Genomic DNA, 14520 nt, shown 5'->3' with positions numbered 1-14520 from the left:
GGCGTCCGTGGTGCGGTCAGAGCGCGCAGACCGCCTCCTCCGGCGCGGACTCCCGCGCGCCCTCCTTCACGATGCTCACCTTGGCGGACGTACAGCGGCTGTCCGAACGCGCGGTGGGCACGGCCGGGGCGGCGGGCCGTCCGCGCCGCCGCAGCAGCACCCCGCCGCCCCAGATGGCCACCGGCGCCAGACACAGCGCCAGCGCCAGCGACGCCCAGGTGCGCATCGCCGCGTGCTCGTGCCCGAAGAAGAACGAGGCGACCAGGGAGGAGCCGAAGACCCCTGCCCACAGCAGATGGATCCGGAAGGTGGACAGCCGGTCCGGGCTGGAGGAATCGCCCTTGGGTGTGACCACGAACCGGCTGGTGCGCCGCAGCACCGCGTCGCACAGCGACTTGGCGTAGATCGGCGCGGACAGCGCCGACAGCAGCATCCCGGCCAGCCCGCCGGAGCCCTCCGGCTCGTGCGGGGAGACGTTGTGGCGGCGGTTCCAGATGTAGAGCCCGATCTGGAGCATCGCCGCGTCGCTGTAGAGCATCATCCAGATCTCGGCGGGGATGTGCAGTCCGGAGGCGCCCAGCATCAGGAACAGCGCACAGGACAGTGCGGAGAGCACCCAGTTGAGCGCCGTCATCGGGTAGTAGGCGATCATCAGCGTGTAGTTGAGCAGCTTGCCCGGCGACAGGGTGAACGGGCCCTTCCAGAACTGCTTGAGCACCGTCTCGTAGGTGCCCCGGCTCCACCGCATCTGCTGGGTGAAGAAGTCGGTCCAGGTGCTCGGGCCCTCGCCGACGGCCAGGACGTCCGGGGTGTAGACCGAGCGCCACTTCTTCCGCGTCACCGGGTTGCGGCGGCGGTGCAGTTCGAAGCCGGTGGCCATGTCCTCGGTGATCGAGTCGTACAGTCCGCCGATGCTGCGCAGCGCGCTGATCCGCACGGCGTTGTTGGTGCCCACGAACATCGGGCCGCCGTAGGCGTTCCCGGCCCGCTGGATCAGCGCGTGGAACAGGAACTGCTGGCTCTCGGCGGCCTTGGTGACCGCCGTGTCGTAGTTTCCGTAGACCTGCGGACCGACGACGAACGCGATATCAGGATCGCGGAAGTAACCGAGCATCCGCTCCAGGAAGTTGGGCAGCGGAACATGGTCGGTATCCACACACGCCATGAATTCATAGGCGTCGCCGTGCGCGTCCAGCCAGGCGTTGTAATTCCCGTGCTTGGTCCTCGCCCGGAAACTCCCCTTGGGCTGGTTCCATTTCTCGATGCCCTTGCGTGAGAAGTGGTGCACGCCCAGCCGTGCGCACAGCTCCTTGACCTCCGGGTCGTCGCCCTCGTCGAGCAGCCAGACATCCAGCGGTCCGGTGTGGCGCAGCCGCACCGCGCCCTCGAGCGTCGCCCGGACCATCGCCAGCGGCTCCTTGCCGGGTACGAAGCTGGTCAGGAACGCCACCTTGGTACCGGGTTCGGCGACCACCGGCACCGGATCGCGGGCCACCAGCGTGGCATGGGCGTTGGAGACCACGGTGAACAGCCGGAAGCTCTCGATCAGCGCGATCGAGACCAGCATGGTCAGATCCGCCGCGGTCTCCCAGCCCGCCACATGCTCCCGCCGCACCCAGTGGTCCGGGCGCAGCAGCCACAGCAGCAGCAGCGCCGAGCAGACCGGCGCCGCGCACAGCAGCAGCGCCGCCCGGTACCGGTGCGGCTCCTGGGCCAGCAGACTGCGGGTGCGCACCCGGTACGGACGGTCGGCACAGGGTTCCGTCAGCGGCCCCGCCAGTTCGCTGTAGCGCTTGTACTCGTACATCGCCGCGGGGCGGTGGTGTACGCCGCCGGAGGCGGCGCGCGCGGCCGGGGGCGCGGGATGCGCACGATGCGCCGCGGCGGGCGCACCGGCCTGATGACGCTGAGGTCTGACGGGGATCTGTGCAGGCATCTGGGGCACTCCCGCGGGGCCGTGTGGAAGGGAATGTCGCGCCGCGATGACCCGGACGTACCACATTATTCAGGTCATCGCGCGAGATGAGAAGGTAACAATCCCATGGAGCGGAACTGTGGACATCGTATTTTCGGCGCGCCCCGTTGGCGGTACGAAGGACCGTCACCCCGGTGGCCTATCAGCGCGCGTCTTACGTGATTTACATTCCGCTCTCTGGCAGGGTCGTCCGGGAATGGAGTCCGCGGAATACGGAGGATGGGGCGCGGCCGCCCGATGAGAATTCTGCACATCATCTCCCGCCTCGGCGCGGGTGGCGCCGAGCAGCAACTGCGACTGCTGCTGCGCCACTTGCCGGTGCGGTGTGACGTCCTGGCCCTCACCGGACCGGGTCTGACCGCGCAGGGCATCCGCGCGGACGGCACCCCCGTCACCCATCTGACCAGCGGCGGTGGCGAATCCGGGTGGAGCGCCCTGCCGTCGCTGGTGCGTGCCGTCCGCTCCGGCGGCTACGACGTGGTGCACACCCATCTCTACCGGGCCTGTGTCCTCGGCCGGACCGCGGCCCGTCTCGCGGGGGTCCGGGCGGTGATCGCCACCGAACACGCGCTGGGGGAGCGCCGGATCGACGGCCGTCCGCTGACCGCCGGGGTGCGCGCCCGCTATCTGGCGACCGAGCGGCTGGGCGCGGCGACCGTCGCGGTGTCGGCCGCCGTCGCCGACCGGCTGCGTGACTGGGGCGTGTCCAGCCGGCGCATCCATCTGGTGCCCAACGGGATCGACGCCCGCCACTTCCGGTTCACCCCCGCCGCCCGCACCGCGGCCCGCGCCCGGCTCGGCATCCTTGAACGGGACTTCGTGGTCGGCGGGGTGGGGCGGCTGGTCGCGGACAAGCGGTTCGACACCGCGCTGCGGGCCGTCGCCGGACTGCCCGGGGCCCGGCTGCTGCTGGTCGGCGAGGGGCCCGAACGGGCGGCGCTGGAGGACCTGGCGGTCCGGCTCGGGGTGGCCGGACGGGTCCGGCTGCTGGGTGAGCGCGACGGCGCGGTGGCCCCCGCCGACGACCGTCCCGCGGGGCTGCCCGGTCTGCTGGCCGCCATGGACGTCCTGGTCTCGCCGTCCACCGAGGAGGCGTTCGGCCTCGCGGCCCTGGAGGGCCTTGCGGCCGGGCTGCCGGTACTGCACACCGTCTGCCCGGCGCTGGAGGAACTGCCGGCGGGCGCGGCCCCCGGCGCCCGACGGATCGGCCCCGGAGACGCCGCGCTCACCGGGGCCCTGCGCGAGCAGGCCGCCGCGGGCCCGCGCAGATTCCCGGTGCCGGACGTGGTGGACCGCTATGACATCGCCCGGTCCGCCCGGCGGCTGATGGACCTCTACGACCGCGCCACGAGCTGCGGTCCGGACGGCTGTCTGCGCGGGGCGCCGGTCAGCCTGCGGATGCCACAGCGTGGTGAGCGCGGTGCTCCCGCGGGCTGACACCCCGTTCGCGCTTGAAGGCGGCGCTGAGCGCGAAGGCGCCGCCGTAGCCGACCCGCCGGGCCACCGACGCCAGGGTGGCGTCCGGCTCCCGCAGCAGATCGGCGGCGAGCGACAGCCGCCAGCCCGTCAGATACGCCATCGGCGGCTCACCGACCAGGGCGGTGAAGCGGCGGGCCAGCGCCGCGCGGGAGACACCGGTCCTCGCGGCGAGGGCGGCCACCGTCCAGGGGTGCGCCGGATGGCCCTGCAACAGCCGCAGCGCCGGGCCCACCACCGGATCGCCCAATGCCCGGAACCAGGCCGGGGCATCGGCGTCCGGCCGGGAGAACCAGGACCGCAGCGTCGAGATCAGCAGCAGGTCCAGCATGCGGTCGAGCACCGCCTCCTGTCCCGGCCGGTCCCTGACGATCTCCTCGGCCAGCAGGGGCATCAGCGGGGCGCACGCCTGTTCCCCGGGCACCACCAGCAGCGGTGGCAGCGCGTCCAGCAGCCGTCCGCTGATCTCGCCCTCCAGCAGATAGGTGCCGATGAGCATGACGGCCGAGCCGTCGGGGCTGTTGCCCCAGGTGCGCACGCCCAGCGCCATCGTCTCGGCCAGGTCCTCGCCCTCGGCCGTACGGCACACCTCACCGGGCAGGATCCACGCCCGTGGCGCGGTGGCCGGATCGTCGGCGACCGTGTACGGATGCGGGCCGCGCGCGATCGCCACGTCCCCCGGGCGCAGCCGCAGGCCCGGACCCGTGTCCGGGACCACCCATGCCTCACCGCACGCCATGGTCATCACACACAGCGGGGCCCGGTCCTCGATCCGTATCGACCAGGGCGGTTCCATCACCGCGCGGAGCAGAAACGCGCCCCGGGCCCGTGGCCCGTCGAGCAGACTCGCCAGAGCGTCCATGGCGCAAGCGTAGACGTACGCGTATGGAGGTGAGCCGCTGAGCCATGGTCCGTCTCATGTCAGGGCAGTTGACTGTCCGTATGACGCAGCAGAGCGATGCGAACCCCGTGGCCCCCGCGACCGGCGCCCGGCCCGTCCTCGTCACCGGCGGCACCGGCAAGACCGGCGGCCGGGTGGCCGCGGCGCTGACCCGCGCCGGAGTGCCGGTGCGGATCGGCTCCCGCTCCGGCGGGACGCACTTCGACTGGGAGGACCGTGACACCTGGGCGCCCGCGCTGCGCGGTGCGGCCGCCGCCTACCTCGCCTACTACCCCGACATCACCGACCCCGGCGCCGCGGCCGTCATCCGGGCCTTCGCCGAGGAGGCGGTGGCGCACGGCGTACGGCGGCTGGTGCTGCTGTCGGCCCGCGGTGCGGACGCGGCACTGCCCGCCGAACGGGCGGTGGCGGTGCCCGGCGCCGAGTGGACCGTCATCCGGGCCGCCTGGTTCTTCCAGAACTTCGACGAGGGGCTGCTGCGGGACGGGGTGCTCGGCGGTGAGGTCGTCTTCCCCGCCGGGGACGTCAAGGAGCCGTTCGTGGACGCCGAGGACATCGCCGAGGTGGCCGTCGCCGCGCTGACCGGGGAGGGCCACGCGGGCCGCGTCCACGAGCTGACCGGCCCGCGGCTGCTGACCTTCGCCGAGGCGGCGGCCGAACTCACCGCCGTCACCGGCCGTCCGGTGCGCTATCTGCCGGTCTCCGGGGCGGAGTACGGCGAGGCCCTGGCCGGATACGGGCTGCCGCCGGAGCTGGTGGCGTTCCTGACCGAGCTGTTCACCACCCTGCTGGACGGGCGCAACGCCCATCTGGCCGACGGGGTCCAGCGGGTACTGGGCCGGGCGCCGCGGGACTTCACCGACTTTGCCCGCGAGGGCGCGGCCCGCGGTGCCTGGGCCGTATGAGGCCATCGCCCCGGCCGGGTCCGGGGCCGCGGTGGCAGCTTCCTGAAACGATCATTGCCGGGGTGCGCCGGGGCCGGATAGACAGGGGCCGGAGCCGCTTCCCGGACACACCGGAAGGCGGTTCCGGTGGCGTTCCGTGCCCCTGATGGGACGTCCGATGGCGGAGGTCCGGCATTCTCCCCCCAGCCGTGCCGGTCCTCCGCCACTCATCGTGTCAGCGGGTCAGTCCGCCACCCGCAGCACCAGCTTGCCCCGGGTGCGGCCCTCCGCCAGCCGGCGGTGCGCCTCGGCGGCCTCCTCCAGCGGCAGGACGTCCTCGACCTCGACGGCCACCTCACCGGCGTCGATCAGTTCGGCGATCCGGGTGAGCGCGGGGCCGTCCGGCTCCACCAGGTAGGGGGAGACGCGGAAGCCCCGGGCCGCGGCGCGCTCGATCAGTTCGGGGGAGACGCCCGAGGGCACCGCCACCAGCCGGCCGCCGGGGCGCAGGGTCTCCAGCGAACGGGTGCTGGTGTCGTCCACCCCGTCGCCGATCAGGTCCACCACCACATCGACGTCGCGCACCGCGTCCTCGAACCGGACGGCGGTGTAGTCGACCAGTTCGTCGGCGCCCAGTCCGCGCAGCCAGTCGTGCTTGGCGGTGCGCGCGGTGCCGATCACATGGGCACCCAGGTGCTTGGCGAACTGCACCGCGAAGTGGCCGACGCCGCCCGCCGCCGCGTGGATCAGCACCCGCTCACCGGACCGCACCCCGGCCGAGTCGGTGAGGATCTGCCACGCGGTCAGCGCGGCCAGCGGCACCGCGGCGGCCTGCTCATGGCCGATGCTCCTGGGCTTGCGGGCGAACTGCCGGGACGGGGCGGTGACGTACTCGGCGTAGCCGCCCGCGGCACGGGGGAACCACGGCATGCCGTACACCTCGTCCCCGGGCTCCAGGGTGTGCACCCCGAAACCGGTCGCCTCCACCACACCGGAGACATCCCAGCCGAGGATGAACGGCGGCTCGCCCAGGACCCCGGCCATCCCGCCGCCCTCGCGGGTCTTGTGGTCCACCGGGTTCACCCCCGCGGCCACGACGCGCACCAGTACCTCGGTGGGCAGCGGTTCGGGACGGGGCACCTCCACCGGACGCAGCACCTCCGGGCCGCCGAACGCGTCCTGGCTGATGGCTCGCATGGACGGTGATGCGGACACGGGTCCTCCTCATGGATCACGGACATGCCGTACGCCTTCGACGCATGTCCTGGGCTGGGGGCCGAAGCTACCCAATGGGCCGTAGTTACCTGCAAGGGCTACTGCTACCCTTGGGGAAGTATCCTCGTCAGAGCCGTGCCAGGAGCGTTCCCATGACCACCAACTGTGACTCGGGCCGTCATGATCTGCACGATGTCTACGCCGCCCAGTGCCCCTGCCGCGAAGTGCTGGACCTGCTCGCCAACAAGTGGTCGGCACTGGCGATCGGCGCGATGGAGGAAGGACCGCAGCGGTTCGGAAGTCTCCAGCGGCGGTTGCAGGGGGTGAGCCCCAAGGTGCTCACCCAGACGCTGCGCCGGCTGGAGGAGAGCGGCTTCGTGGACCGTACCGTCTATCCGGCCGTCCCGCCGCATGTCGAGTACGAGCTGACCGCCCTGGGGCGCAGCGTCTCCGAACCGCTGGGGCAGCTGCGCGGCTGGGTGGAGACCCACCTCGACGAGATCGGCCCGGCCGCCGGCGCGGTATGAGGGGCCCGCGGGCGCGGCGTCACGGCACCCGCTGCTCGGTCCAGATGCACTTGCCCGCCGCCGTGTAGCGGGTGCCCCAGCGGTGGGAGAGGGCCGAGACGAGCTGGAGCCCGCGCCCGCCCTCGTCGGTCTCCGAGGCGTGGCGGATCCGCGGGGTGGTCAGACTGCCGTCGGACACCTCGCAGATCAGCCCGTCACCGCGCAGCAGCCGCAGCTCCACCGGGCCCTTGCCGTGCCGGACCGCGTTTCCCACCAACTCGCTGACCAGCAGCTCCGCGGTGGTGGTCAGCGGTGCCAGCTCCCAGCGCAGCAACTGCTCCCGGACGTGGTCGCGCGCCTCGCCCGCCGCCACCGGTCCCGGGGAGAGCGGCCAGGTGGCGATGTCGTCCGGGGCGATGGCATGGGTACGGGCGATCAGCAGCGCCGCGTCGTCCGCCGTGCCCTGCTTCTCCGGTACCAGCTCGGCCAGCAGGTCATCGCACAGCCGCTCCAGGGACGCGCTCTCGCCGCGCGCCTCCTTCCGCCAGATGTGCAGCGCCCCCGGTCCGGAGCCGGGGCCGGACGCGGCGGCGGTCAGCGTCCGCGCCAGATGCTCCATCCCGCGGTCGATGTCCCGCGCGGCGGACTCCACCAGCCCGTCGGTGTACAGCACCAGCAGACTGCCCTCGGGCAGTGAGACCTCGGTGGTCTCGAACGGCGGCCGGGCCGCGCCCAGCGGCGGATCCGGCGCGTGGCCGGGGAAGCGCACCGGCTCCCCGGGGCGGACCACGGCCGGCGGCGGATGTCCGGCGCGGGCGTAGGAGCAGGTGGCGGTCACCGGGTCGTACACCGCGTACAGACAGGTGGCGTAGAGGCTGTCGCCGAAATCGCTCACCAGGTCATTGAGCCGGGTGAGCAGCTCGGCGGGCGGGAACTCCAGGTCCGCCAGGGTGTGCACGGCCGTGCGCAGCCGTCCCATGGTGGCCGCCTCGGACAGCCCGTGGCCCATCACATCGCCGATCACCAGCGCGACCCGGGCCCCGGACAGCGGGATCACGTCGTACCAGTCACCGCCGACCTCGACGCCCTCGCTCGCGGGCAGATAGCGGGCGGCGGTGGTGACCGCGTGCACCGTCGGCAGGGTGCGCGGCAGCAGCCCGCGCTGGAGCTCCTTGGCCCGGGTGTGCTCCATGTCGTACAGCCGGGCCCGCTCGATGGCCTGTGCCATCAGCCCGCTGAGCGCGTTGAGCAGCGCGCGTTCCTCACCGGTGAGATGGCGTGGCTCGGCGAAGGAGATCACCGAACAGCCGATGTCCCGGCCGGAGACGACCAGCGGCAGGAACGCCCACGCCGCCTTGCGGGCGGAGAACGGACGGTCCGCCTGCGTCGGATAGCGCCGGGCGAACTCCTCGACGGAGTCGATGAAGACCGGTGCCCCGGTGTGGTAGACCTCCGAGACCGCCGAGAGATCGCCGATGGGGGAGCCGTCGATCGCCTCCAGGAACGACTGCGGATAGCCGACGCCGCCCGCCACCTGGATCTGGCTCCCCTCGATGAGCTGGACGACGAAGCCCGACGCCCCGAACGGGGGCAGCACCCGGTCGGCGATCGCGGTCACCACCTCGCGCATCGTCAGCGCCTGGGCGAGGGCGTCGGTCAGCTCACCGAGCCGGGCACCGCGCTCGGCGGCCGCCCGCTCGGCGGCGGCGCGCTCCTCCTCCCGCGCGCGGGTCTCGGTGATGTCGGCCGCGTAGACCGCGAGCCCGTCCGGCACCGGGACCAGCCGCATGTAGTACCACCGCTGGTTGGTGGGCCAGCGCACCTCGAAACCGGACGGGGCGCCGGCCTCGGCCGCCCGGCGGTAGCGCGCCGGGAGACCCGGTTCCGCGATGTCCACGCCCAGCCGGGTGAACGCCTCCCACAGCGTGTGGCCCAGCAGTGCGTGCGAGGCGCCGAGCAGCCGCTCCGCCTCCACGTTGACGAAGGTGATCCGCCACTGGGCGTCGACCGCGAAGAACGCGTCGCTCATATGCCACAGCGCCCGGCTGACCGAGTCCGGGGCGATCCGGTGCTCGGGGCCGCCCCCGCCCCGCCAGGGCTCCGGCGGGGACTCCCGCGGGTCCGGCAGCCGCGGGCCGGTCCAGCCGGCCAGCTCCGCCAGGGCCGCCCGGCACCCCGGACCCGGCTCCTCGGCGGTGGCCAGCACCGACAGCGCCCCGGCCACCGTGCCGTCCGTGCCGGTCAGCGGCACCGCGAGCAGTCCCGTCCCGGCGGGCAGCACCGCGCCGGTGCCGTCCTCGCCGGGGCGCGCGGGCAGCCACACCGGCAGTCCACGGGTCACCGCGAGGGCCGGGGCGGTGCCGTTCCCGACCCCGATCTCCGCCCAGCCCCCGGCGATCGTGCGTACCAGGCCGTGGGCCGTGGTGAGCAGCAGCTCCCGGCCCCCGGGGCCGCGCAGATGCACCATCCCGCCGAGACCGCCGCACTCCGTCACCGCATGCTCGAGCACAAAGCTCAGCAGGTCGGCGCCGCGCAGCTCCTCACCGGCCTTGACGATCAGACGCAGCCGGGCCGCGACGGCCTCGTCCACGGGGATCTGCCCGGCCATGCACTCACCTCCGGCCGCGGGTGCGCGGGGCCGTCCGGCGCATGCCCACGTTGTGCCTCACTCCTCCGTCTTTCCCGGTTTATCGGTAGATGAAAGACGAAATATCGCTTCGGATCGGTGTCGGATCGATATCGGCCCATGCGGCCCCTGTGGCCCGGCCGACCGGCCCCCAGATGTCCCCGCCTCATGCCCCGGCGTGCAGCAGCGCCGCCCAGGTCCACGGCTGATCCGGTCTGGCGTTCCGCATCCGCCGGGTCACCGTGTGCAGCGCCCGTGCCCCGGGCAGCCGGTCCGGAGCGGTCAGCGCATCCTCCAGGGCGCCGTGGAATCCGGCGGCCACCTCGGCCGCCACCTCATCGCCGACCTCCCACAGGGTCGCGACCGCCTGCGCGTATCCGGCCAGGTGGAAGGCGGAGGCCACATGGATCGCCTCGTCCGCCAGCCGCGCCCCGCCGCGCGCCGTACCGCAGGCCGACAGATACGCCAGTTCCGCCCCGTCCAGATGCAGCGCGCTGATGGCGGACAGGCTCAACGGCCCGTCGTGCAGCAGCAGATGGCTGGCGGCCGGATCGGCCGGATCGCTGCCCGCATGACATGCGAAGTGCGCCACCGCCGCCCCGGGCAGCGCCGCGAGCACCGCCTCCCGGGTGGCCGCCGCCCCCACCAGCGGCGCCGCGCCCCCGGCCCGCGCGGCCAGCACACCCGCCTCGTCCACCGTGCGCGGCAGCGGGGCGTGGCCGGGCGTGTCCGGCATCGCCACCGCCAGCGCGGCCCGCCGGGCCGCCACCGGCTGGGCCCGGCTGTGCAGCAGACTCCGCAGGGTCGGGGTGTACGAGGAGACCACCCGGTCCAGCACCGCGTCCCCGGGCCGGCCGTGATGGCCCGCGGCGTGCAGCGGCAGCGAGTTGAGCGGTCCGGTGGGCGACCACCACAGCCGGGGCCAGGGCTCACCCTCCGGCGGGGGACCGGTCAGCCCCAGGGAGTTCAGCACCGGTTCGGCCAGGACGTCCCACAGCCAGCCCAGCGTCTCGACGACCACCTGCCGCGCCGGACCGGTCAGCAGCCCGCCCCCGCCGCCGGTGAGCACCCCGATCGCCTCGTGGAACGCCTCCGCCTGTTCGATCAACTCCCCGGCGCGCAGTCCCGGCAGCGCCACCGGCACCAGCCCGTCCGGGCGCAGCACCAGGGCGTCACAGCGGCGCGGATTGACGTTCACGCTGACCACCGGGCCCTCGGCGGCGGCCGGCAGCAGATCCGGCAGCCCCAGCGGCAGCGGCAGCAGGAAGCGCTCGAAACCGGGCAGCCGCTGCAGCCGGTCCATCAGCTCCTTCCACTGCACCGCCAGCTCCCGGTACTCGGCCATGTCCTCCTGGCGCGGCACCTGTCCGTAGGAGCCCCGCCCGCGGAGCGCCTGCACCCGCTCGCGCAGCTCCACCAGCCGTGCGGCCAGTGCGGCGTCGGTCCGGCGCAGATGGTTCAGTTCCCGGCGGGCGTTGACCGCCGTGGACAGCAGGAACGCCCGCCCGTCCTCCAGCGCCTCCAGCGCGCCGGGCGCGTCCCGGTAGCCCAGGGCGTCGGCGGCGGCGTTGGAAGCCAGCCGGGCCGCGGCGCTGCTCGGCCGGTCGCGCTCGGCCGTCTCCGGCGGCTCGTCGAGCGCCTCGTGCTGCATCCGGCTGCTCACCGCGGAGGACCAGGCCATCAGCAGGAACGGCAGATAGGGATCGGTGGCGGGGAGGGCGTTCAGCACCCGGCGGGCCAGTCCGGCCGCCTCCTGGAAGTCCGCCTCGTCGTGGTCGAGCGGATAGCGGTCGAACAGCGCGTGGGCCAGGGCCTTCTGCGCCTGGAGGTACGCCGGGTCGTCGTCCGGCAGGGTGGCCAGCCGCCGCCGTCCCTGCCGGATGGCGGCGGCGGTGCGGGCCAGCATCTCGAAGGGCGACTGCTGGGCGTTGGCCAGCATCACCTGGGCCTCCACATGGTCGCCCGACAGCCCCATCCTGGCCAGGATCGCCGGGAGTCCGCCCTCCGCCTCCCGGAGCAGCGGCATCAGATCGGCCAGCCCCGCCGTCCAGTTCTCCCGCGACATCTTCTCCGGGTCGTGCTGGTGGCGTACCAGCAGCAGTCCGTGGCGGTTGAACGTCACCAGCACCCGGTCCCGGTGGTCCTCGGGCATCTCCCGCAGCACCCGGTCGTGGACCGCCAGCAGCGCGTCGAGCTCGGTGGTGTCCACCGGCCGGGGCGGCTTGTCCTCGGACCGGTCCAGGAACGCGCGCATCGCCTCCTCGCGCTCCTCCGGGGGCAGATGGCTGAACTGCGCCGCCAGCGTCTCCATCGCCTTGGCGGTCAGCTCCGCCATCCCCACCTCGTCGGGGTAGCGCATCAGGGCCGTCGCGAGGTCCATCAGCTGCGCGTGGCGGCTGGAGCCGCCGCCGGAGACCATGTTCATCATCTTGGCGACGAACGCCAGCGGATGGCTGCTGTCGCCGGAGCCCTCCGCGCCCTGGCGGGGGACCATGGACGCCGTGAGGCCGTCCAGCACCCTCAGATGTTCCTGGGTCTCCGGATCGCGCTGCTCCCGGACCCGGCTCGGGGCGCGCAGCATGGTGGCGCGGGTGAACACCTCCTTCGCGTTCTCCAGTTCCGCGCTGCCCGCGGGCAGCCCGATGATCGCCTGCTTCAGGAACCCGAGGGCCTCGTCGAGCAGGGCCGTGTCCACGTCGCCGGGGCGCTCCGCCCCGGACTCCGCCCACATCAGCAGCCCGGCCCCGAGGTCGGCGCGCATCTGCGGGAGGTTCTGGTCCACCTCGGTGGCGGTCGCCACCGCCGTCCGCAGCAGTTCCACGGACTCCCCGAGCAGCGGCCGGTCCCGGGTCAGCGTTGCCTTGCACCGCAGGGCCAGCGCCAGCCCGTTGGCGCAGCGCGCGTGGTTGAGATGGGCGCGCGGGGTGGTGGTGAACGCCTCCCGCAGCACCGTCACCGCCGCGTCCAGCTCCGGCATCGGCGGCGGATCCGCGCCCTGGTGCGCCATGAGGTCGGCCAGCACGAGGGCGTAGCCGAGGTTGCACAGCACCAGCGGACGGGACGGATGACCCGGCGGCAGGACGCGCTCCGCGTCCCGCAGCAGCCGCACCGCCACCCGCCCGCCCGTCCGGTCCGCAGGCTCCCGCACCAGCCGCGTCACCAGCAGCATGGCCAGGTTGCCCATGGCCTCCGCATGCGCGCGGACCAGCTCCTCCCCGGCGGGCCGCACCGAGGGGGACAGCGCCCGGGTGAAGGAGGCGCGCACCGGCGCGGGCAGCGCCTCCGCCCGGCTCAGATAGAACGGCCACAGCAGGACCACCGACAGCGCCCAGGACTCCTGCCCCTCCTCACCGGGCAGGGTGGCGCGGAACCAGTGCAACAAGCCCGTCGCGTAAAGCACTTGGGCATCCACGCCCCGCGGGGTGGCCAGGTACGCCAACAGCCCGTCGGCCTCCTCGCCCGCCCGCGGGTCCTGTGCGCCCGAGAGATCGCCGGTACGGACCGCCAGGTCCAGCCGGGACTGCACGGCCGCGAGCAGCCGGTCACGCATGGTGCCCCCTTTCGATGGCCCAGTGGTGCGCCGCGGGTCCGCGGAGACGCCCCCGCACAGCCGCGGTTCATACGCCCTTGCGGAACCGCTCGGTGACCGACGCGCCGCGCCCCGGCCGGACGGGCCGGAACTCGTCGTCGAACCGGTCCAGCAGCTCGTCCAGATGGACGTCGACCGCGGCCTCCACCAGCTCCGCGTATGCCTCGGCCGTCTCCCGCGCCCGTCGCCGGCAGACCACGGCCACCCCCAGGCCCACCACCGCGGAGGGCCACCACAGCGCGCCCAGCGCGCCGTAGAGCACCGCCCAGCCGCCCAGCGCAGCCGCTTCGTCGAAGCCCTGGCGGCTGTCGGTCAGCGGCTGCCGGGTGGTGTCGGGCAGCAGCAGCCACAGCCGGGGCCAGGCGGCGGTCAGGTCCAGTGCGTACTGGTCCCGCACCCGGACCGCCGGGGCCGCCAGCCGGTCCCCGGTCCAGGTGGGCCGCCGCGGCACGGTGAGCGCCACTGCGTTGCGCTCCGCGGCCAGTTCACCCAGCCGGTGCGCGTCCTCGCCCGCCTCCCGGGCCGCCTCGTACGCCGCGTCGCACCGCCGCCAGTCCGTCAGCCGACCGGCCGTCAGCCGCCGGTCCAGCGGGCGGAGGAAGAACGGCCAGCGGCCGGAGAGCAGCGAGGTCACCGGTCCGCCCAGCGCCCGCGCCACCAGCGCGACCGCCACCGACACCGCCACCACGCCGATCACCAGCATCACGGTCCGCGCCGATCCGGCCCCCTGCTGCCCCGCCCCGCCCACCGCCGCGAACGCGCCGAGGGTGCGCCACAGCAGCCCGGTGTCCGCCCACCGGCGCTGGCCCAGCGCCGACGCCACCGCCAGGGCGGAGGTGAACAGCAGGCCGGGCAGGATCACCTGGGTCGCCCAGCGCTCGGCGACCTTCCTGCCGAACTCGGAGAGGAACCCGCTCACCATGGCGCGCGCTCACCGGTCGGCGACGAAGCGCAGGGCCTGGTCGTGCACTCCGCACGAGGGCAGTTCCGAGGCGGCCGTGCGTTCCTCGGCGCGCGGACACCTGCCCAGCGGGCAGAGGTAGACGCCGGTGACCCGTGCGGGCCGGTCCTCCTCCACGGGCGTCGGCAGCGTCGCGCGCGACGCTGCCGCCGGGACGGGGTCAGCGCTGTCGATCCCCAGTCCGGCCAGCAGTTCACCGACCGGTTCACCGCGCCGCGCCGTGAGCACCACCTGCTCCACGGCCGCCCGCCGGGCCCGGGAGGCCGGCCCCCGCAGCATGGCCCTCAGCCGGGGCAGCACCGCGCAGAACGCGGCCAGCGCCCGCTGCTCGTCCCACCCGTTCCGTCCGTTCCGCTCGTTCCGTTCCGTGTCGCTCGTCACGGAGCC

Annotated in this window: 10 protein-coding genes; 3 read left to right on the top strand and 7 right to left on the bottom strand. The window is 73.8% G+C overall.

What is annotated here, in order from left to right; genetic code table 11:
- Nucleotides 1-16 precede the first annotated feature (16 nt).
- Nucleotides 17-1936, bottom strand: coding sequence for a glycosyltransferase family 2 protein (locus NMK44_RS17470; RefSeq protein ID WP_374215284.1), 1920 nt, complete (start codon nucleotides 1934-1936; stop codon nucleotides 17-19).
- A gap of 276 nt (nucleotides 1937-2212) precedes the next feature.
- Between NMK44_RS17470 and NMK44_RS17465 the strand changes: the two genes are divergently transcribed.
- Nucleotides 2213-3412, top strand: coding sequence for a glycosyltransferase (locus NMK44_RS17465; RefSeq protein WP_254744032.1), 1200 nt, complete (start codon nucleotides 2213-2215; stop codon nucleotides 3410-3412).
- Here the strand turns inward: NMK44_RS17465 and NMK44_RS17460 are convergent.
- Entirely contained in the window at nucleotides 3363-4313 is a 951-nt protein-coding gene (locus NMK44_RS17460) for an AraC family transcriptional regulator (RefSeq protein WP_254744030.1), read from the bottom strand. The genes NMK44_RS17465 and NMK44_RS17460 overlap by 50 nt on opposite strands.
- An 80-nt stretch (nucleotides 4314-4393) precedes the next feature.
- Between NMK44_RS17460 and NMK44_RS17455 the strand changes: the two genes are divergently transcribed.
- Nucleotides 4394-5257, top strand: a complete 864-nt coding sequence (locus NMK44_RS17455; protein ID WP_254744028.1) for a Rossmann-fold NAD(P)-binding domain-containing protein — start codon at nucleotides 4394-4396, stop codon at nucleotides 5255-5257.
- Nucleotides 5258-5479: 222 nt separating this feature from the next.
- Here NMK44_RS17455 and NMK44_RS17450 read toward each other — a convergent pair whose 3' ends face one another.
- On the bottom strand, nucleotides 5480-6433 hold the full coding sequence (locus NMK44_RS17450) for an NADP-dependent oxidoreductase (protein ID WP_254744262.1): 954 nt from the start codon (nucleotides 6431-6433) through the stop codon (nucleotides 5480-5482).
- A gap of 170 nt (nucleotides 6434-6603) precedes the next feature.
- Between NMK44_RS17450 and NMK44_RS17445 the strand changes: the two genes are divergently transcribed.
- Nucleotides 6604-6978 (top strand): winged helix-turn-helix transcriptional regulator, encoded by a 375-nt coding sequence (locus NMK44_RS17445; RefSeq protein ID WP_254744026.1) that lies wholly within the window; start codon nucleotides 6604-6606, stop codon nucleotides 6976-6978.
- 19 nt (nucleotides 6979-6997) lie between these two features.
- Here NMK44_RS17445 and NMK44_RS17440 read toward each other — a convergent pair whose 3' ends face one another.
- The 4 genes from NMK44_RS17440 to NMK44_RS17425 all read right to left on the bottom strand — a co-directional run bounded on the left by NMK44_RS17440 (nucleotide 6998) and on the right by NMK44_RS17425 (nucleotide 14514).
- Entirely contained in the window at nucleotides 6998-9565 is a 2568-nt protein-coding gene (locus NMK44_RS17440) for an ATP-binding SpoIIE family protein phosphatase (protein ID WP_254744024.1), read from the bottom strand.
- Nucleotides 9566-9749: 184 nt separating this feature from the next.
- Nucleotides 9750-13133 (bottom strand): CHAT domain-containing protein, encoded by a 3384-nt coding sequence (locus NMK44_RS17435; RefSeq protein ID WP_254744022.1) that lies wholly within the window; start codon nucleotides 13131-13133, stop codon nucleotides 9750-9752.
- A gap of 67 nt (nucleotides 13134-13200) precedes the next feature.
- On the bottom strand, nucleotides 13201-14094 hold the full coding sequence (locus NMK44_RS17430) for a hypothetical protein (RefSeq protein ID WP_254744020.1): 894 nt from the start codon (nucleotides 14092-14094) through the stop codon (nucleotides 13201-13203).
- A gap of 9 nt (nucleotides 14095-14103) precedes the next feature.
- A complete protein-coding gene (locus NMK44_RS17425; RefSeq protein WP_254744018.1) occupies nucleotides 14104-14514 on the bottom strand; it encodes a hypothetical protein in 411 nt (136 codons plus the stop codon).
- Nucleotides 14515-14520 lie beyond the last annotated feature (6 nt).

This window comes from Streptomyces cucumeris (assembly GCF_024295805.1).
GTDB lineage: Bacteria > Actinomycetota > Actinomycetes > Streptomycetales > Streptomycetaceae > Streptomyces > Streptomyces cucumeris.
Note: the sequence above shows the minus strand (reverse complement) of the source record. Positions and strands in the feature narration are given on the sequence as shown.

What these genes read in the sequence shown, in the direction of transcription:
- NMK44_RS17470 (WP_374215284.1), bottom strand. Translation starts at nt 1,936, where the DNA reads ATGCCTGCACAGATCCCCGTCAGACCTCAGCGTCATCAGGCCGGTGCG.
- NMK44_RS17465 (WP_254744032.1), top strand. Translation starts at nt 2,213, where the DNA reads ATGAGAATTCTGCACATCATCTCCCGCCTCGGCGCGGGTGGCGCCGAG.
- NMK44_RS17460 (WP_254744030.1), bottom strand. Translation starts at nt 4,313, where the DNA reads ATGGACGCTCTGGCGAGTCTGCTCGACGGGCCACGGGCCCGGGGCGCG.
- NMK44_RS17455 (WP_254744028.1), top strand. Translation starts at nt 4,394, where the DNA reads ATGACGCAGCAGAGCGATGCGAACCCCGTGGCCCCCGCGACCGGCGCC.
- NMK44_RS17450 (WP_254744262.1), bottom strand. Translation starts at nt 6,433, where the DNA reads ATGCGAGCCATCAGCCAGGACGCGTTCGGCGGCCCGGAGGTGCTGCGT.
- NMK44_RS17445 (WP_254744026.1), top strand. Translation starts at nt 6,604, where the DNA reads ATGACCACCAACTGTGACTCGGGCCGTCATGATCTGCACGATGTCTAC.
- NMK44_RS17440 (WP_254744024.1), bottom strand. Translation starts at nt 9,565, where the DNA reads ATGGCCGGGCAGATCCCCGTGGACGAGGCCGTCGCGGCCCGGCTGCGT.
- NMK44_RS17435 (WP_254744022.1), bottom strand. Translation starts at nt 13,133, where the DNA reads ATGCGTGACCGGCTGCTCGCGGCCGTGCAGTCCCGGCTGGACCTGGCG.
- NMK44_RS17430 (WP_254744020.1), bottom strand. Translation starts at nt 14,094, where the DNA reads ATGGTGAGCGGGTTCCTCTCCGAGTTCGGCAGGAAGGTCGCCGAGCGC.